Origin of the sequence: Streptomyces venetus, assembly GCF_039540295.1 — a bacterium.
Lineage (GTDB): Bacteria > Actinomycetota > Actinomycetes > Streptomycetales > Streptomycetaceae > Streptomyces > Streptomyces venetus.
On record NZ_BAABET010000005.1, the window covers coordinates 485348 to 502933 of the forward strand.

At 69.5% G+C, this 17586-nt stretch carries 14 protein-coding genes; 7 read left to right on the forward strand and 7 right to left on the reverse strand.

Annotated features, from left to right (window positions below; all coding sequences use genetic code 11):
* Nucleotides 1-310: 310 nt before the first annotated feature.
* Nucleotides 311-1273 (reverse strand): carbohydrate-binding protein, encoded by a 963-nt coding sequence (locus tag ABEA82_RS19310; RefSeq protein WP_345662791.1) that lies wholly within the window; start codon nucleotides 1271-1273, stop codon nucleotides 311-313.
* A gap of 117 nt (nucleotides 1274-1390) precedes the next feature.
* Nucleotides 1391-3055 (reverse strand): diguanylate cyclase CdgB, encoded by a 1665-nt coding sequence (gene cdgB, locus ABEA82_RS19315; RefSeq protein ID WP_345662792.1) that lies wholly within the window; start codon nucleotides 3053-3055, stop codon nucleotides 1391-1393.
* 350 nt (nucleotides 3056-3405) lie between these two features.
* On the opposite strand from cdgB, the gene ABEA82_RS19320 reads away from it, so the two are divergent.
* Together ABEA82_RS19320 and ABEA82_RS19325 are read left to right on the forward strand one after the other, a co-directional pair.
* The gene (locus ABEA82_RS19320; RefSeq protein ID WP_423655679.1) at nucleotides 3406-3990 is read left to right on the forward strand and encodes a flavin reductase family protein; all 585 of its coding nucleotides are present in this window, start codon (nucleotides 3406-3408) and stop codon (nucleotides 3988-3990) included.
* A 79-nt stretch (nucleotides 3991-4069) separates the two neighbouring features.
* The gene (locus ABEA82_RS19325; protein WP_345662793.1) at nucleotides 4070-4537 is read left to right on the forward strand and encodes a GNAT family N-acetyltransferase; all 468 of its coding nucleotides are present in this window, start codon (nucleotides 4070-4072) and stop codon (nucleotides 4535-4537) included.
* 48 nt (nucleotides 4538-4585) lie between these two features.
* On the opposite strand, the gene arfB is transcribed toward ABEA82_RS19325, so the two are convergent.
* The gene (gene arfB, locus ABEA82_RS19330) at nucleotides 4586-5023 is read right to left on the reverse strand and encodes an alternative ribosome rescue aminoacyl-tRNA hydrolase ArfB (RefSeq protein WP_345662794.1); all 438 of its coding nucleotides are present in this window, start codon (nucleotides 5021-5023) and stop codon (nucleotides 4586-4588) included.
* Nucleotides 5024-5168: 145 nt separating this feature from the next.
* Between arfB and ABEA82_RS19335 the strand changes: the two genes are divergently transcribed.
* Nucleotides 5169-5744, forward strand: a complete 576-nt coding sequence (locus ABEA82_RS19335) for a TerD family protein (protein WP_031113707.1) — start codon at nucleotides 5169-5171, stop codon at nucleotides 5742-5744.
* A 146-nt stretch (nucleotides 5745-5890) separates the two neighbouring features.
* On the opposite strand, the gene ABEA82_RS19340 is transcribed toward ABEA82_RS19335, so the two are convergent.
* The gene (locus ABEA82_RS19340) at nucleotides 5891-7291 is read right to left on the reverse strand and encodes a M1 family metallopeptidase (protein ID WP_345662795.1); all 1401 of its coding nucleotides are present in this window, start codon (nucleotides 7289-7291) and stop codon (nucleotides 5891-5893) included.
* A gap of 37 nt (nucleotides 7292-7328) precedes the next feature.
* Between ABEA82_RS19340 and ABEA82_RS19345 the strand changes: the two genes are divergently transcribed.
* On the forward strand, nucleotides 7329-7829 hold the full coding sequence (locus ABEA82_RS19345; protein ID WP_003991150.1) for a hypothetical protein: 501 nt from the start codon (nucleotides 7329-7331) through the stop codon (nucleotides 7827-7829).
* Between the two features lie 58 nt (nucleotides 7830-7887).
* Here the strand turns inward: ABEA82_RS19345 and ABEA82_RS19350 are convergent, their stop codons facing one another.
* Nucleotides 7888-8565 (reverse strand): pentapeptide repeat-containing protein, encoded by a 678-nt coding sequence (locus ABEA82_RS19350; protein ID WP_345662796.1) that lies wholly within the window; start codon nucleotides 8563-8565, stop codon nucleotides 7888-7890.
* A 131-nt stretch (nucleotides 8566-8696) separates the two neighbouring features.
* Between ABEA82_RS19350 and ABEA82_RS19355 the strand changes: the two genes are divergently transcribed.
* Both ABEA82_RS19355 and ABEA82_RS19360 read left to right on the forward strand, forming a co-directional pair.
* Nucleotides 8697-9857 carry an NAD(P)-binding protein gene (locus ABEA82_RS19355; protein ID WP_345662797.1) on the forward strand — a complete coding sequence of 387 codons (1161 nt, stop codon included), beginning with the start codon at nucleotides 8697-8699 and terminating at the stop codon, nucleotides 9855-9857.
* Between the two features lie 45 nt (nucleotides 9858-9902).
* On the forward strand, nucleotides 9903-10883 hold the full coding sequence (locus tag ABEA82_RS19360; protein ID WP_345662798.1) for a zinc-binding dehydrogenase: 981 nt from the start codon (nucleotides 9903-9905) through the stop codon (nucleotides 10881-10883).
* Between the two features lie 91 nt (nucleotides 10884-10974).
* On the opposite strand, the gene ABEA82_RS19365 is transcribed toward ABEA82_RS19360, so the two are convergent.
* Nucleotides 10975-14250 carry a Tat pathway signal protein gene (locus tag ABEA82_RS19365; protein ID WP_345662799.1) on the reverse strand — a complete coding sequence of 1092 codons (3276 nt, stop codon included), beginning with the start codon at nucleotides 14248-14250 and terminating at the stop codon, nucleotides 10975-10977.
* Nucleotides 14251-14412: 162 nt separating this feature from the next.
* Here ABEA82_RS19365 and ABEA82_RS19370 point away from each other — a divergent pair, with 162 nt between their 5' ends.
* Nucleotides 14413-15297: an aminoglycoside phosphotransferase family protein gene (locus tag ABEA82_RS19370; RefSeq protein WP_425588540.1), complete on the forward strand. Its 885-nt coding sequence runs from the start codon at nucleotides 14413-14415 to the stop codon at nucleotides 15295-15297.
* A 28-nt stretch (nucleotides 15298-15325) separates the two neighbouring features.
* Here ABEA82_RS19370 and ABEA82_RS19375 read toward each other — a convergent pair whose 3' ends face one another.
* Nucleotides 15326-17500, reverse strand: coding sequence for a P-loop NTPase family protein (locus tag ABEA82_RS19375; RefSeq protein WP_345662801.1), 2175 nt, complete (start codon nucleotides 17498-17500; stop codon nucleotides 15326-15328).
* Between the last annotated feature and the right edge of the window lie 86 nt (nucleotides 17501-17586).

A 17586-nucleotide genomic window follows, 5' to 3' on the forward strand; every position in this document is an offset into this window, starting at 1 on the left:
GTGTCTGGCAGAAGGACGGCCACGACTTCACCATACGGACGAGTGCCAGCGTCTCTGCCTCCAAGATCGCTACCATCAAGGATCCCGACACAAGGGTTCCTTGCGGCGGGGAAAGGTGTACCCGGAACAACAACGGGGGGAACTACACGTGCTGGTCCGGCGGCCCTTCCGACAATGACTGGCTCAAGGTCCATTGGGCAGGCAGGACTGGCTGGGTTGCTGCCATGTGTGTCGAAGCCGGACGAATCTAACGGCGCAATGAGACGGCCGTCGCAGACACTGCGACGGCCGTCTCAGGATTGCACGAACCTTAATCCTTGACCTGGCCCGCCTTCAGCCACAGCTGGTCCAGCAGGACGTTGCACTTGTCGCCGTCCTGGCAGGAGACCGTGATCGTGTTGGTGCCCTTGTTGAGGGTCGGCCAGGCGTAGGTCTTCGTCCACCCCTTGGCGAAGTCGCCGTCCGAGGTGTGCGTGAAGTTGCCCATGTTCAACTTGCTGCCGAAGGGCTTGCCGTTGACCGTGAGCGTCATCTCCTGGTCCTCGTCGACCGTGCTGAAGCCCGCGAAGAGGGTGTATTGGCCGTCCTTCGGAATGCCGTTGACGGTCCAGGTGACCGAGGAGCCGACCTGGTTCAGGTTGCCCACGTAGATGCCGCCGTCGGATTGGGCGCCCTTGACGTCCTGCGCGAGGGTCGCACCACCGCCGAGGCGCAGGGCCTTGGCGTCGATCGTCGGCAGGTCCGCCTTGCTCTCGCCGCCGCCCTTGCTCTTCGACGGGCTCGGCTTCGACTCCTGGGACTGGGTCGGGGTCGTGCCCACCTCGTCGGACGCGTCGTCCTTGTCCTTGTCCCCGCCCAGCATGGCCACGCCGATGCCGATGACGACCGCGGCGACCACCGCGATGGCACCGATCAGGAGGCCCTTGGTGTTCGGGCCGCGGCCACCCCGGCCGCCGCCACCGCCACCGGCCGGCATCTGCTGCTGAGCGGTAGGAGCACCGCCGGGCAGCGTCTCCGGCGCCGCGTAGTGCGCGTTCGGCTGACCGTAGCCGCCGCCCTGCTGCTGCGGAGCCTGGCCGTACGCCGCGGTCTGGGTGGCCTGCGACTGCTGGCCGTACTGACGTGTGCCGACCGCCCGCACCCGGTTGACCGAGTTCGGGTAGCCGTAGCCCCCGGACGGCGGCTGGGCCCCGTTGGCCTGCCCGTCGGCGTAGAGATAGCCGAACGGGTCGTCGTCCTCGGGCGTGCTCGCGCCGTTGCTGCCGGGCGTCATCCCTTGGTCTCCTCAGTCAGGTGCGGTGCGAAGAAGTACGAGTAGAGAAAGCGAGCCTACCCGCTCCCAGTGACCCAAACGGGTGACTCAGACCGCACACACTCGCTGACCTGGGACTCACCCGGCGCGTCTGTGTTGTTTGGGACGAGATCGTTTCTCGACGTACATCCGCTCGTCAGCGGATTTCAACACTTCGTCCGCCGTCATTCCACAGTGTGCCCATCCGATGCCGAAACTGGCGCCCACCCGGACGGCCCGCCCCTCGGCGCGGATGGGCTGGATGATCTCGTTGCGGAGGCGGACCGCGAGGTCCTGGGCATCGGCCCGGCCGAGCCCGTCGGCCAGGATGACGAATTCGTCACCCCCGAGCCGGGCGACGGTGTCACCGTCGCGGACGCCGTTGCTCAGCCGCTGGGCGACCTCGATGAGAACCGCGTCACCCGCGTTGTGCCCGAACCGGTCGTTGATCGACTTGAAGCCGTCGAGGTCGCAGAAGAGCACGGCGAGGCCCTTGGTGCCGTCGTCGTGGTCGCCGTCCGGGGCGACGGTGTGCACATGGTGGTCGTAGGCGTCGTACGGCTCGGTACCCGGCCCGCCGAAGTCGAAGCCCTGGCCGACCACGTCGAATGCGGGGTGGCCGTAGGCCGCGTCGTGGGACTCGGCGACCGCGGAGTACGGGGACGCGGCGCGCTGACACAACCGCGCGGACAGGCGGGAGCGGAGTTCGGCGGAGTTCGGCAGGCCGGTGAGCGAGTCGTGCGAGGCCCGGTGGGCGAGCTGGAGCTCGCGGCGCTTGCGCTCCTCGATGTCCTCGACATGGGTGAGGAGGAAGCGGGGGCCGTCGGCGGCGTCCGCGACGACGCTGTTGCGCAGCGACACCCAGACGTACGTGCCGTCCCGGCGGCCGAGGCGGAGCTCCGCGCGGCCGCCCTCCGCCGAGGTGCGCAGCAGGGTGCCTATGTCCTCGGGGTGGACCAGGTCGGAGAAGGAGTAGCGGCGCATCGCGGACGCGGGGCGGCCCAGGAGCCGGCACAGGGCGTCGTTGGTGCGCAGGATCCGGCCGTGCTGGTCGCCGCCCATCTCGGCGATGGCCATCCCGGAGGGCGCGTACTCGAAGGCCTGCCTGAAGCTCTCCTCACTCGCCCGCAGCGCCTGCTGCTCGCGCTCCAGCCGGACGAGGGCGCGCTGCATGTTGGCGCGCAGCCGGGCGTTGCTGATCGCGATGGCGGCCTGGAAGGCGTACATCTGGAGCGCCTCGCGGCCCCAGGCGCCGGGGCGGCGGCCGTTGCGCGGCCGGTCCACGGACAGCACGCCGATCAGCTCGCCGCACGTCCCGCTGCCCTGCGGCCCGGGCGCGTACATGGGCGCGAAGAGCCGGTCGGCCGGATGCCACTCGTCCTCGAAGCGGGGTGCGGGGCCGTCGGTGTACCACTGCGGGACGTCGTCGTCGTCGAGTACCCAGCCCTCGGTGTGCGGTATGAACACCAGGTCGCCCCAGCGCTCGCCCATGTTCAGGCGGCGGTCCCAGGACTCGCGCGAGCCGACGCGGCCGGTGATGAGCGCCTCGGCGGCGGGGTTCCCGGCGAAGGCGGCGACGACCAGGTCGCCGTCGGGCCGGACGAGGTTCACGCACGCCAGCTCGTACCCGAGGGCGGTGACCACGCCCTCCGCGACGGTCTGCAGTGTGTCCGCCAGGCTGCGGGCCGTGTTCATGTCGGCCATGACCTGGTGCAGTTGTCGCAGGGACGCAAGACGGACGTAAGGCTCCGACTCGGTCTCCATGCTCGCCCTCCCCCCGAGTACCTCGCAGCGAATCAAGAATCAAGGGTTCTCATCGGCGTACGTGCTGGCAGCTTCCCCGCCACTGAATCACAGCGCGCTGCTCACTCGGTACACAGGGTCAACAATTCCTGCCCCTTGTGACTCAAGTCACAGGCAAACCTGAACAATTGAGTGGAGTTTCTGCGTTTTCCCGGTGCGCGCAGTGAGCCCACTTTTTATGGCGTTGCGCACAACGTCACAAGAGAGTCGCGGTCACAAGAGAGTCGCGAGAGATCGGTCGCGGGTCCTAAGACCGTGATAGGCCGGGAGCCCGATGCGGGACGCGCGGGACGGAGATTAGCGTTTCCGGTGTGCCGAACACTCCCCCTGCCACGTCCCCGATCATTCCGTCGCCCGCCTCCGGGCATGCTGAGGGGGTGAGCAACGACGAGTTCCGCGCCGCCATGTCCCGGCTGGCTTCGGGCGTGGTCCTGGTGACCGCGCGAGAGGCGCCGCTCGACCCGGACGACCCCGGCGCACCGAGCGGCGAGGACGTGGGCATGACGGCCACGGCCTTCATGTCGGTGTCCCTGGACCCGCCCCTGGTGCTGGTGAGCCTGCGCGAGGGCTCCCGCATGGACGATCTGCTCGCCGAGCAGGACCTGTGGGGCGTCTCCGTCCTCGCCGAGAGCCAGCGGCACATCGCCGGACGCTTCGCCATGAAGGGCCGGGTCAGCGACCGCCTGCTGTTCGCGGACATCCCGTACACGCGGGGCGAGTACACCGACGCGCCCCTCGTCGGCGGCGCCCTGGCCGTCCTGGAGTGCCGCACCGAGCAGCGCGTACCGGCCGGGGACCACGTCCTGGTGATCGGCCGCGTCCTGACGGCCCGCGTCCCGAGCGCGGACGGCGGGCCGCTGACGTACTTCCGGGGCCGGTACCGCCACTTGGCCTGAGGACCTGAGGAATCGACCTGAGGAATCGACCTGAAGAAACCGTTCGCCGGGGGGCGGGCCGCCTGCCTACGGTGCGCGCATGACGACGACCGGCCCGCGCCTCGAAGAGATCACCCCCGGGAACCTGGACGCCGCCCTCGGCATCCGGGTCCGCCCCGGCCAGGAGCACGCGGTCGCCCCGGTCGTGAAGTCGCTCGCCGAGGCCTACGTCCATCCCGGCGTCGCCTGGCCCCGGCTGATCGTCGACGGCGACCGCCCGGTCGGCTTCCTCATGGCCTTCCTCGACACCGACTGGTACCAGGACGGCAGCGTGCTCCGCTCGGGCCTGTGGCGGCTGAACATCGCGGCCGGGGAGCAGGGGCGGGGATACGGCCGTTTCGCCGTCGAGTCGGTCGCCGGGGAACTGCGCCGGCGCGGCACCGAGGAGCTCTACGTCACCTGGCACCCGGGCCCCGACGGCCCGGAGGGCTTCTATCTGGGGCTCGGCTTCCGGACGAACGGGGAGACCAGCGGGGACCAGACGGTAGGGGTCCTGGACCTGGCCTAGGGTCTGTCGTTCGGATCACGACGCAGACGCGGTGCCGAACGACAGCCCCTAGCTCCAGTCCCGCGCCGAGCGCCCCCGCTTGGTCTGCGAGCGCTGCTTCTTCTCGCGCAGCCGCCGCTCGTTGATGCCGCGTGGGATCCGAGTCGGCCTGCGGGGCTTGGGCGGGGGTGCGGTGGCCTCGGCGAGGAGCGCGGCGAGGCGTACGGCGGCGGCCTCACGGTTGCGCCACTGGGAGCGGTGCTCGGAGGACCGCACGGTGACGACCCCGTCGGCCAGCCGCCCGGCCAGCCGCTCCAGCGCCCGCTGCTTCCACACCTCCGGCAGCGCCTCGGTCCTCGCCAGGTCGAAACTCAGCTCGACCTTCGAGTCACTGGTGTTGACGTGCTGTCCGCCGGGCCCCGAGGAGCGCGAGAAACGCCACATGAGCTCGGCCTCGGGCAGGGAGACGGAGCCGCGGATGACGTGGGGACCAGACATACCGTCCATGTTCCCGCTCCTGTCCGGTCCACGTCACCCGAATATCCGAGGTAAAGAAAGTAAAGGGACCAGGAACCTCTCGTACGTCCCTCGACGTTCATAGGGATAGCTGTAGCTTCTTGCCGTACGTATACGAGGGAAGGGACTCCCAACAATGGCTGTAAGCCTGTCCAAGGGTGGCAACGTCTCGCTCACCAAGGAGGCTCCGGGCCTGACCGCTGTCACCGTGGGCCTCGGCTGGGACGTCCGCACCACCACCGGCACGGACTTCGACCTCGACGCGTCCGCGATCGCGGTGAACAACCAGGGCAAGGTCTACTCGGACGCCCACTTCGTCTTCTTCAACAACAAGCAGACCCCGGACAACTCGATCGTCCACACCGGCGACAACCGCACGGGCGAGGGCGCCGGCGACGACGAGGCGATCAACGTCAACCTGGCCGCGCTCCCGGCCGACATCGACAAGATCGTCTTCCCGGTCTCGATCTACGACGCGGAGAACCGCTCGCAGAACTTCGGCCAGGTCCGCAACGCCTACATCCGCATCGTCAACCAGGCCGGCGGCGCGGAGATCGCCCGCTACGACCTGTCGGAGGACGCCGCCACGGAGACGGCCATGGTCTTCGGCGAGCTCTACCGCAACGGCGCCGAGTGGAAGTTCCGCGCGGTCGGCCAGGGCTACGCCTCGGGCCTGGTCGGCATCGCCCAGGACTTCGGCGTCAACGTCTGACGAACCTCCTCCCCTCAAGGGCATGCCCCCAAGGGCATGCCCTTGGGGGCGCGGGGCTGAATCGATCTGCGGCTCCGCCGCGTGGGCGCGACCAGCCACGAACCACCCGCACCCGACAACGCTGGTAACCGCCGCGGCGCTCCCCCTCACCCCCGCTCCGGCTTCCCCGCCCCGTGCAGCCACTCCTCCCAGACCCCTTCGAAGTCCTCCCCGGGCGCCTGCTTCTCGACGTACGCCGTGAAGTCGGCCGTATCGGCGTTCCCGTGCCGATACTGCTCCGCCCACCCCCGGAGGATCCGCCAGAACCTGTCGTCACCCACGACCTGCCGCACCTTCTGCAACACCATCGCCCCCCGCAGGTACACCGGCGGGTCGGAAATCCGCGCGGCGTCCGGCGGCTCCGCGGGCGGAAACTCCCAGATATCCTCGGCGGCCTTCTCGCTGTCGAAGTAGTCGCCGGAGTACAGCGCGTCGAAGGTCTCCTGCGCGCTCTCGCCGCCGTGGTCCTCCTGCCACAGCCACTCCGCGTAGGTCGCGAAGCCCTCGTTGAGCCACATGTCCCGCCAGCTCTCGGGCGTCACGGAGTCGCCGTACCACTGATGGGCGAGTTCATGGACGAGGAGCGTGAGGTCGGGGGCGCCGGGGAAGACAGGGCGGCTCTGGGTCTCCAGGGCGTAGCCGACTTTCGGCGCGTGGTCGACGATCGCGCCGGTGGCGGAGAACGGGTACGCGCCGAACCTCCGTTCCGCCCAGCGCAACACCTCCGGGATCCGCGCGAGCACCGGCCCGCTCGCCTCCGCCTCCGCCGGGTCGACGGCCGTGTACACGGGCAGGCCGTCCCCCGTCCTGGAGCGGCCGATGTCGAAGCGGCCGATCGCGAGCACGGCGAGGTAGCTCGCCATCGGCTCGCCGGTGTGCCAGCGGAAGGTCGTACGGCCTCCCGAGCTCGTCTCGCTCCGCAACTCCCCGTTGGACACGGCCCGCAGGCCCCGGGGCACGGTCACGGTGAGGTCGTAGGCCGCCTTGTCGGAGGGGTGGTGATTGCCGGGGAACCACGCCATCGACCCGACCGGCTCGCCGAGGGCGAGCACCCCGTCGGAGGTGCGCAGCCAGCCCTCCTGGGAGCCGTCCGGGTCGGTGACGGTCTCCGGGACGCCGGAGTAGCGGACCGTCACGCGGAACGTCTCGTCCCGTTCGATGTCGTCGTGCGGCCGGACGGTGAGTTCCTGCCCCGCCCGGTTCCAGCGGGCCGTCTCGCCGCCGACGGTGACCTTTTCGACCTCCAGGCCGCGCAGGTCGAGGTCGAAGGCGGAGAGGTCCTGGGTGGCGCGGGCGGTGAGGATGGCCGTGCCGGTGAGGTGGTGCGTGTCCGGGGCGTAGGCGAGGCGCAGTCCGTAGTGGGAGACGTCGTAGCCGCCGTTACCGGCCTTCGGGAAGAACGGGTCGCGTACGCCGGAGCCGCCCGGGGTGCCGTGGACCCCGGCGCAGGCCGTGAGGGCGAGAGCGGAGACGAGCAGGGCGGGGACAAGACGTACGAACCGGGCCACGCTCCCGATCTTATGGGGGGCGTGACAGCATCACACCGTGCTCGACATCGGCTACGCCCTCTCCAACCGCTTCCCCGACCCGCCGCAGACCGACTACCGCCGCGCGGACGTCCACGCCCTGCGGCACGACCTGTTCTGCGGTGACGTCTACCTGGCGGACACCAAGACGGATCACGAGGTGTCCACAGCCTGGGGATGGGTGCCGGTGCTCGACTTCGCGTGGGCGCTGTGCGACATCGTGGAGCGGATCGACCGGGACCCGGCGGGCTCCCGGGCCTCACGTCCACAACGGGCGGAGCTGGACTTCACCGAGTCGACCGACCGGCTCCTCTTCGAGCGCCGCTTCGGGTGGGTGGACATCGAGGCCGACTGGATGCGCGCGGAGGAGCCCCCGCTCACCGTCTCCCACTCCGAACTGCGCCGCGAGGCCCGGGACTTCCTCCACGACCTGATCGCCGACCTCACCGACCTGCACGACGACCTCGCGGAGAACCCGGCGATCTGGACCCTCCAGGCACGCTTTCCCCGCCTCCCGTAGAGGACAGAACACGGCCAGCGCGCCGACTGAACGCTGGACAGAACGCGGTCGGTCAGGGTCAGTCCTCCACCCGGATCCCCCACTGCACCGCCAGCACCGGCGCCAGATCCAGCAGTTGGGTCGTACTGATCACCGCCCCCGCCAGCCGGTCCAGGCCCCGGCTGATCTCCAGTGACGCGGCCCCGCGCAGGTCCACGTCGGTGAGGGTCGCCGCATGGAGATCGGCGCCCTTCAGCGCGCAGTCCACGAACTCCACGCGCTCCAGACGGGCGCCACCGAAGTCCGGCTCGACGAGGACGCAGCCCTCGAAGACGACGTCCCGGAGCCGGGCCGTGCGCAGATTCAGATAGTCGATCTTGCCGCCGCGGATCAGCACCCTCTCCAGCACCGCCCCGTGCAGCTGCGGCCCGCCCAGACGGGCGTCGGTCAGCTCCACGTCCCGCAGGGTCGCCTCGGCGAGGTCGGCGCCGACGCCCCGGACGCCGGTGAGGGCCGAGTCCAGGATGCGGGCATGCCGCAGCCGGGTCTCGTCCAGGGCGCAGCCGGTCAGCGCGCAGTCCATGAAGCGGGCGCCCGAGCCGTCCTGCCCGCCGAGATCCGCGTCCCGGAACTCCAGCCCGTCGTAGTCCCCGTCCGCCTCCAGCGCACCGCCCCCGTACGCCTCCAGCACGGGCAGCCGCACCTCCGGCCGCCGCGCGCCCTTCACACCCGTACCGCCCGCCGCTCTCCTCGCCATGCCCCCATGCTGCACCCCTCCACTGACAACACCGGTTGACCTGCGCGAATCCCGGCCATGTCACATTCCGGTGCCCCCTGGCGGTCGTACTTCCAGAAGGCGAACCCGACCAACCAGGGAGATCCCCAGCCATGCACCGCATCACCGTCATCGGAGGCGGCTTCGCCGGCCTGACCGCGGCCATCACCGCCGCCGAGGCCGGCGCCGAGGTCACCGTCCACGAAGCCCACCACACCCTCGGCGGCCGGGCCCGCACCGCCGAGGGCCCGTACCGCACGAACGAGGGCCCGCACGCCCTCTACAACGGCGGTCCGCACTGGACCTGGCTCAAGCAGCGCGATCTCATCGGACCGCTCGCCCCGATCCCGCCCCTGGAGGCCGCCCGGCTCCGGCTGCGGCACCACGGCGTGCTGCGCCGCACCCCGCCGTTCCCGATGCTCAAACTGCTGCGCCGGACCGTCCGGCAGGCACCGGTGGGCGCCGACTTCCTGACCTGGGCGACCGGTGTCGCGGGCGAGGAGGGCGCCCGGGCCGCGGCCAACTACTCGGCCGTCGCCCTCTTCCACCACGACCCCGGCTCCCTGTCGGCCGCGTTCGTGCAGGAGAGGCTGCGCCGCGCCACCAAGCTGCCGCCCGAGGCGCACTACCCGCGCGGCGGCTGGGCGACGCTCATCGACCGGATGGCCGCCCGCGCCTGGAACCTGGGCGTCCGGATCGAGACCCTGTCCCGGGTCGACGCGCTCCCCACCGACACACCGGTCGTCGTCGCCACCTCCCTCGACGCCGCCCGGCGCCTCCTCCAGGACTCCTCGCTGACCTGGCCGAGCGGCCGTACCGCCCTCGTCGACCTCGCCGTGCGCACCCGGCGCGGGGACGCGTTCGCGGTGTCCGACCTCGACGCACCCGGCTGGCTGGAACGGTTCACCGCCCAGGACCGCAGCCTCGCCCCGGCCGGAGAGCAGCTCATCCAGGGTCAGATCCCCCTCGCCCCGCGGGAGTCGAAGGCCGACGGCACCGCCCGCGCCGAGCAGCTGCTCGACCTGGGCTTCCCGGGCTGGCGCGAACGGGTCACCTGGCGGCGCGAGTCCGTCGCGGGCGGCCGTACGGGCGCGGTCGACCCGCCCGGCACCTGCTGGCGCGACCGGCCCGCCGTGGACCGGGGCGACGGTGTCTACCTCGCCGGTGACCAGGTCGCGGCCCCCGGCGTGCTGTCGGAGGTCTCCTTCAACAGCGCCCTGACGGCGGTGTCCCTGGCCCTCGGCCGACGGGACCTTGACCTCAAGCATGCTTGAGGTTGAAGGCTGGGGCGCAGACCACGACGACACGAGGAGCCCCATATGCGCGCCATTCGCCTGCACGCTTTCGGCCCGGCCGAGAACCTCACCTACGAGCAGGTCGAGGACCCCCGCCCGGGCCCCGGTCAGGTCCGTATCGCCGTACGGGCGGCGGGCGTCCACCTCCTGGACACCGCCCTGCGCGAGGGCGCACAGGGACCGGCCCCCGAGCCGACTCCCCTGCCCACCGTCCCCGGCCGCGAGGTCGCCGGAGTCGTCGAGTCCCTGGGCGAGGGCGTCGCGGACCTCTGGCTCGGCAAGCGGGTCGTCGCGCACCTCGGCTTCGTCCCCGGCGGCTACGCCGAACTGGCGGTCACCGAGGCCGAGCGGCTGCACGAGATCCCGGAGAACCTCGACTTCGCCGAGGCCGTCGCCATGATCGGCACGGGCCGTACGACGCTGGGGATCCTCCAGTTCGCCGACCTCGGCCCCGACTCGGTGGCCGTCGTCCCGGCCGCCGCGGGCGGTATCGGCACGCTGCTCGTGCAGTACGCCAAGAACGCCGGCGCCACCGTCGTCGGCCTCGCGGGCGGGCCGGAGAAGGTCGCCCGCGTGCAGGCGAACGGCGCCGATCTCGCCGTCGACTACACGGACCCGGCCTGGCCCGCGAAGGTCCGTGCCCACCTCGGCGGCCGGAGCGCCACCGTGGTCTTCGACGGCGTCGGCGGCGACGTGGCCCGCGAGGCCGTCGCCCTCCTCGGGCCCGGCGGCGCGCACATCGTCTTCGGCTGGTCCGGCGAAGGCATCCACGACGGCGAGCCCTACCTCGTCGAGGGCCTCTCCGAGCAGGTCCTCGGCCCGGTCATGCTCCAGAAGGCCGGCGGCCCCAACCCTGTACGCACCCTCGAACTGCGCGCCCTGGCCGAGGCAGCGGCCGGCCGCCTCACCCCGGCCGTCCAACGCTTCCCCCTCCGCGAGGCCGCCGCCGCGCACCGGGCGCTGGAGACCCGGGGCACGACGGGCAAGGTCGTCCTGGAGCCCTGACACGACATCGAGGAGGGCCCCTCGAAGGTGAATTCGCCTTCGAGGGGCCCCCTCGTCACCAGCGCTTGCGCGCGCTCACCGCTCACGCAGATCAGCGGGCGACCGCCTTCGTCGCCGTGCTCACCGCCGACCCGTCCTTGTGCCCCGCGCGATGGGCCGTCACCCTCACGGTGATCTTCTTGCCCTGCTGCGCCGCCTTCAGCACCAGCGAGGACTTCGTCGCCCCGCTGATCGCCGTGCCGTTCGCGTACCACTGGTACGAGAGGGAGGACACCGCCGGGCTCCACGTCCCGGCCGACGACGTCAGCGTCCTGCCGACCGCGACCGTCCCGCTGATCACCGGCGGCTTGGTCGCCTTGGGCGCGTCGCCCTTGGCCACGGTCACCGACGGCGAGGACGCCGACCCGCTCTGCCAGCCGCTCCTGACCGCCGTCACGGTCACGCTGATCTTCTTGCCGGCCCGCGCCGCGGGGATCCGGTACGCCGACGCCGTGGCACCGGCGATCGCGGCCCCGTCCGCCTTCCACTGGTAGGTGTACGTGGTCGGCGCGGCCGACCAGGTGCCCGGCGCGGCAGTGACCTCGGCACCCACCTTGGGCGTGCCGGTCACCTTCGGTGCCGCCGTGTTCTCCAGCCTGGGCCGGGGCGTCACGGTGAAGGTGCCGCGCTGGAACTCCCAGCCGCGGGTGATCACGCTGACGTTCCAGGTGCCGGTCGCCGCGCCCGTCAGGTCGACGGTCGCGGTCACCGTCCGGTTGTCCGCGGCGACCGAGTCCGCCTCCGCCGTGATCGTCTTGCCGGCCTGGCTCAGCCGGACCGTGACGTCCTTCCCGAGCGCGGTACCGGTGACCGTGAGCTTCACCTTGCCGCCGGCGGCGCCCGTGTCCGGGCTGACGGCGGTGACGTCCGTCTTCTCCGTGCCGCACAGCGCGGACGAGCAGATGAGTTCGGCGCTGTAGGCCGTGCTCGACGCCTTCTCCGGCAGGCCGAGCAGGAACAGCGACGGCGCGCTCCCGGAGGACGAGCCCTGGACGGCGCAGTCGTAGCCCTCCGGGATGAAGCGCGTGCAGCCGTTCTTCCAGGTGGACGTGGAGTACAGCACGGGTACGGCCTTGACGTCGGCGCCCGCGGTGTCCTTGATGTCGGTTTCGAACCGGTCGAAGCCCGCGGTGGGCAGCGCCGCGCACACGGCGGTGCGCGACTCGTCCAGCGTGCCGGTGACCGGCCCGTATCCGAAGGCCACCGACGGCACCTTCACGCACTCCGGGGCGGGCCCGTCGGCGGTCGCGATCCGCAGCCGGTCCAGGCGGTACTCGGGCGCCGCCTTCAGATGGACCGGCGTCTGCACGAGCACCTGGTGGGTGGTCGAACCGCTCACCGCACAGGACGTGTTGCGGAAGGAGCACTCCACACGGCCGTCCCCGGCGACCACCGCGCTGTTGGCGGTGCCGAGCGCGTCCCGCACGTCGACGTGTACGACGTCGGTCGCCGCGCCGGTGGTCACCTGGTGGCAGTTGATGGTGCCCGGCGCCGCGTACGGGCTCTTCAGGGACGCCCCGCCGACCTTCACCGCGGCGGTCTCGGCACAGCCGGCGGTGGATGCGCCCTCCGTGACGTCACGCCGGGTCAGGGAGTACGTCGCGGCCTCGTCCCGGCCGGTCACCAGCACGGTGTGGGCCTTGCCCGGGGTCAGCGAGCAGATCGTCCAGCCGTCGGTGGTGGCGTAGCGGTCGCAGACGCGCTTGCCGTCGGAGTCCAGCACCGAGAAGCCGGCCGGAGCGGTGCCCGAGGTCGCGGTCAGCTGGAGCAGTTCCGCCTTCGAGTGCGCGTCGGCCGGGATGCCCAGGCAGTGCGAGAAGACGCCGTCGCCCGTGGTCAGCGTGGCCTTGGCGCCGCCCGGGGCGAAACTGCCCGCGGGCAGGGCGGGGCAGCCCTCGGCGGCGTCGGTGCGGTGGAAGGCGACCCGGTAGGGGCCGGTGGCCGTATCGCCGCTGTCCTCGGTGTGCACCAGCGCGCGGAACGGTGCCTCACCGGTCAGCGCGCAGTCGCCGTCGCGGAGCGCCTCGCTGTCGCACTGCGGGGTGCCCGCACGATCCAGAACCTCCACCTCGGGGGTCAGCCCGGCCGAGGAGTTCGCGGTGAGCGCGGCGATCCGGGCGTCCTTCGGCGCGGGCAGCGTCAGGCAGTCGTACTGCCCGGCCGTGCTCAGCTCGCCCTTGTACAGGCCGGTCCCGATCTCCTCGCAGCCGGCGTCGGAGGCCCGGTCGAACACGACCAGCCGGTCCCGCGAGGCCTCGAAGGGGTAACTGCCCAGGACGGCGGTGTGCGTACCCGCCACACGGATCCGGCACGGGTCGGTGCCGGAGTCGCACACGGTCAGTCCCTCGGCGTCGTACACCCGGACCGCCCCGGCCGACCGGTCCTCGTCCACGGCGTGCACGGTGTACGGCCCGGCCCGACCGGCGGCGAAGGTGTAACAGAGGTCGGTGCCGAAGTCCTGCGGCTTCAGCGGCCCGTACGGCAGGACGGAGGCGGTCGTGCAGCCCTGCGGGTCGTTCAGCCGGCGCACTTGGAGCGCGTAGGCGGCGGGGAAGCCGCCCTCCGAACGCGAGACGGTCGACAGCACCCGGTAGGGGCCGTCGCCGGGCAGCACGCAGCTGTCCTCGCCGTCCTCGGGGAAGCGCTCGCAGATCCGGGCACCGGTCTCGTCGGTGATCCAGGCGACCGACTCGCCGTACACCTTCCGCTGTAGGTTCAGCTTGATCCGGTCACCGGGCCGGGCCTCGAAGGCCTGGCAGTCCACGGCCAGCGGGCTCGCCGCGCTCCGGATCACGGCCGGCTGGTCCCAGCCGGTGCCGACGGGCCCGGCGCAGCCACGGGTGTCCGAGCTGAGCGGGACGACGGTCAGTTCGGCCTTCTCGTCGTCCACCCAGCCGCTGTTGACGACCTTGAGGGTGTACGTACCCGCCGCGGGCACCTGGCACCAGCCCTCGGTGCGGGCCTCGTCGGCGTAGCAGTCGACCTGGGCGCCCTCCGCGTCGTACAGCTCCGCGTGGGCGTTGTTCCCGCTGTCCTTCAGGGTCACCAGGTGCGGACCGGCCGAGCCGGCGGTCACGGTGAAGCAGGCGCTGCTCTGCGCCGGAACGGTCGCCCTGCCGACAGCCTCCCCCGGGTCGCCGAACGGCGCGAGCGCGAGCGGCGCGCACTCGGGCCCGTCGGCCTGGGCGGCCTCGGCCGCGGCCCCCACCGCGGTCCCCGCCCCCGTCAGGCTCAGCAGCGAGACGAACAGCGAGACGGCGACGGCGGACGCGACACCCCGCCCCCGTCTCGGTCTGGGGCTCGATCTCGGTCTCGGTCTCGGACGCACGTCGGTTCCCGACACGGCAATCCCCCCTGGATCAATGGTCGTTGGCGAGATGCTCGCACACAGGTACGACACACCGCCCCCGAGATACGGCCTCCTCGATCCACTCCGGCCCACTCCGGCCCCGCGCAAATTCGCGTGCCCCACCCGGCCCGCCCCGCTACGGTGCGGCGAGTGATCGACATTCCCCGGGAACTGGCGGCATCACAGGAGAAGTACAACGGCGAGGCGGGCCGCGCCTTCATCGCGGGACTGCCGGACCTGACGGCCGGCTTCCTCGACCGCTGGGAACTGGCCCCCGACGGACCCCCCATGCACGGCGTCTCCGCCCTCGTCCTCCCGGTGCTCCGCCCCGACGGCACCCCCGCGGTCCTCAAGCTCCAGCTCCTCGACGAGGAGAGCGAGGGCGAACCGGTCGCCCTGCGCGCCTGGGACGGCGACGGAGCGGTCCGCCTCCTCGACCACGACGAGCCCACCGGCACCATGCTCCTGGAACGCCTCGACGAGAGGCGCATGCTGTCCCACGAGCCGGACACCCACCGGGCCGTCGTCACCATCGCGGAACTCCTCGCCCACCTCACCTCCTTCCCCGCCCCGCCCGGCCTGCGCCACCTCGGCGACATCGCCCGCGCCATGCTCGACCGGACCCCGTGGGCGCTGGCCCGCATCCCCGACCCCGCGGCCCGCCGCCTCGTCGCCGACTGCGCCGCCGCCGTACGCGAGGTCGCGGACGAACCCGGCGACCGCCTCCTGCACTGGGACCTCCACGACGAGAACGTCCTGGCCTCCCACCGCGCCCCCTGGCTCGCCATCGACCCCAAGCCCCTGGTGGGCGACCCCGGCTTTGAACTCTGGCCGGCCATCGACAACCGCTACGACCCCGACGACATCCTCTGGCGCTTCGACGCCATGACCGACACCCTCGCCCTGGACCGCCCCCGCGCCCGGGCCTGGACCCTCGGCCGCCTCCTCCAGAACGCCCTGTGGGACATCGAGGACGACCGCCCCCTCGACGACGACCAGCTGGAAATCGCCCGCAGACTGAAATAGCCCAGGCCCGGAGTAGAGCTAGATCCAGTCACAGCCTGAGGGAGATTGAACTTTGACCATATGCCCGAACAAGTGACATGAATTCCCTTTCGTTGACATGAAGGTCCAGCTGGCCAGGAGAGGGGAGGTTGGAGCGCCCGAATTGACTCGCGCGCGACAACTCGCTAATTTCCACGATCGCTTGCATCGAGCGAACTCCGTGCTTGTACCGAGGAGCTCGCAAAAAGGCGTTGAGTACGCCGTCGTCAATGTTGATGACACCATCGCGCTCAAGCTTGAGCTTCTCGTCCGCAAGCCACGAGCGGAGGAGAATTGCACGCCGGATAATATAGTAACGATCATCCTCGCCCTGCGGATCAGTACCGAGCAGATTTATGTGACCCCGTATCCTGCTGAGGAAATCCGGCCCTTTCGCATCCCTAAACCGTGGTTTCCTCTCAAAAGAGAGCAAGCTATCCGAGGTTCCTCCAGCAAACACGAACAATGCCTGACCGACTGGATGCTCGACCTCACCTTCCCTGAACTTCCCATCTTGCATGGGGTACAGGAAATAACGAAGCCAGCCCAAGTCCCCGCCATACTCCGAATCGAACTCATCCCAGAAAACGATGGGGAACAGACCGCGAAGTCCGTCATCCCTGACGACATGCAAGGCATCCCACAGATCATCAACAGACCCAAATTGCGAAAGATTGAACTCTCGAAACTCATGACGGAAATCCAGTGATTTTACTACCTGCTTCACAGCATACGATTTTCCGCTCCCTGGCGCCCCGAAGACGGCTATGGATATCGGTCGAGGCTTCGCCAGTGTCGCCCGCCCCCAGTATCCTCGAACGAGATTGCGTATGGACTCAAAGCTCTCGATCTCTTTCCGGTCAACTGTCAGCAGGTCGCCGTACTCGCCAACCGGAACGTTGGGCAACGCTATGTCGACACCGTACCTGACGATGTTTTCGGCCACCGTTTGGACGTCTTCGGGGAGACTTCCCAGTATTGACCACTTGGTCGGGATGAACTCGGGCGGACGCCGAGTCGGATTCGGCACGCGAGCCATACCGAAGTTCCCGCTGTGCCACCCATCATCCAAGACCTTGTTTATATTGTCCTTCACAGTTGGTATCGGGAAGCTGATTGCCGGCATCCCACTCATGGTCTGGCTGGTGATGTACCCCTTCCGGTAGGCCGCTCTCATGGCTTCAAGAGCTGCTTGAACTGCGATATCGACACGAAGGTTCGAATCACCCTCCAAGCAGTGGTCCATGACTCTCTTGGCGAGTGCCGCCGTGAGTGTGGTCGTAAAGCCCCACATACCTCCCTGCTTGAACTCTGACGTGTCTTCCATCCCTTTGCGATCAAAGTACAGCGTGAAGTCATTCCGGTCGCGATCGTAGAGCAGCGCACCGACCGGCCCAAATGAGGCAATAACATATCGGCATGCAGGGAGTCCGGTATTGCTGAGGATCGCTGTCGCACAATCCTCAGCGGTCCTTTCCCATGAAAGATTCTTGCTGATCTCGATCGTCGGGTCATACCGGAGATCTTCAGCGGTGGTAACAACGATCAACCTGTCAAGGCGTGCCTCGCTGCTGCTAAGCCTCTCCCACAGTTCTCCCCTGGCTATGCCGGCATCGCCCCTGTCTCCCTCGCCGTGTCCCATTTCAACAATCACCCACGGGACGGTCCCCCCTTCGTTCTCTATCGAAAGCGGCCAACATTGAGCCTTATGGCTGGACCTGTAGCCCACCCCCGCATCTTCGATTACGACTACGTCCGGGTTGTCTATATCATTCTTGATCTCGTAATCGAGATGCTCCTCCTCCGGCGAGGAGGGAGTCAGGCCACCGCAGTTTGTTGGCCGGGGACTGTAACCCTGAATTTGTGTTTGCCGCCAGCCCTTCGCACCCTCCTCCGCTTCCAATTTCTTGATGGTCATGAAGTAGTGATGATACTTATTGAAGCTCTTGTCTTCGAAATGCTCCCCCCACTCTGGCGACGCCACCTCGAATTCCGTGGGCTTGATTTCTCGAATAATGTTGTCCAAAAGCCATGCCCCGCCTTCCAGCGGCCTGACGCCTACCCTGTCCTGGTTGTACCACTTCCCCACCGGGTCTCCCAGTGATTCTTTCTTCGATGCACTGGTCAGCGCCCACCCTATGACCGCGTCACCAGACACAACTATGTAATGTTCAGCGGAAGTCATCGCTATACATCTCCCGCAGCCTGGTTCTTTCGGAGTTCAAGCCACAACTCCATTCCAACACTTCTGCGGCCTTCACGCCATCGGAG

What these genes read in the sequence shown, in the direction of transcription:
- ABEA82_RS19335 (WP_031113707.1), top strand. Translation starts at nt 5,169, where the DNA reads ATGGCTGTAAGCCTGTCCAAGGGTGGCAACGTCTCGCTCACCAAGGAG.
- ABEA82_RS19375 (WP_345662801.1), bottom strand. Translation starts at nt 17,500, where the DNA reads ATGACTTCCGCTGAACATTACATAGTTGTGTCTGGTGACGCGGTCATA.
- arfB (WP_345662794.1), bottom strand. Translation starts at nt 5,023, where the DNA reads ATGGACGGTATGTCTGGTCCCCACGTCATCCGCGGCTCCGTCTCCCTG.
- cdgB (WP_345662792.1), bottom strand. Translation starts at nt 3,055, where the DNA reads ATGGAGACCGAGTCGGAGCCTTACGTCCGTCTTGCGTCCCTGCGACAA.
- ABEA82_RS19325 (WP_345662793.1), top strand. Translation starts at nt 4,070, where the DNA reads ATGACGACGACCGGCCCGCGCCTCGAAGAGATCACCCCCGGGAACCTG.
- ABEA82_RS19360 (WP_345662798.1), top strand. Translation starts at nt 9,903, where the DNA reads ATGCGCGCCATTCGCCTGCACGCTTTCGGCCCGGCCGAGAACCTCACC.
- ABEA82_RS19350 (WP_345662796.1), bottom strand. Translation starts at nt 8,565, where the DNA reads ATGGCGAGGAGAGCGGCGGGCGGTACGGGTGTGAAGGGCGCGCGGCGG.
- ABEA82_RS19310 (WP_345662791.1), bottom strand. Translation starts at nt 1,273, where the DNA reads ATGACGCCCGGCAGCAACGGCGCGAGCACGCCCGAGGACGACGACCCG.
- ABEA82_RS19355 (WP_345662797.1), top strand. Translation starts at nt 8,697, where the DNA reads ATGCACCGCATCACCGTCATCGGAGGCGGCTTCGCCGGCCTGACCGCG.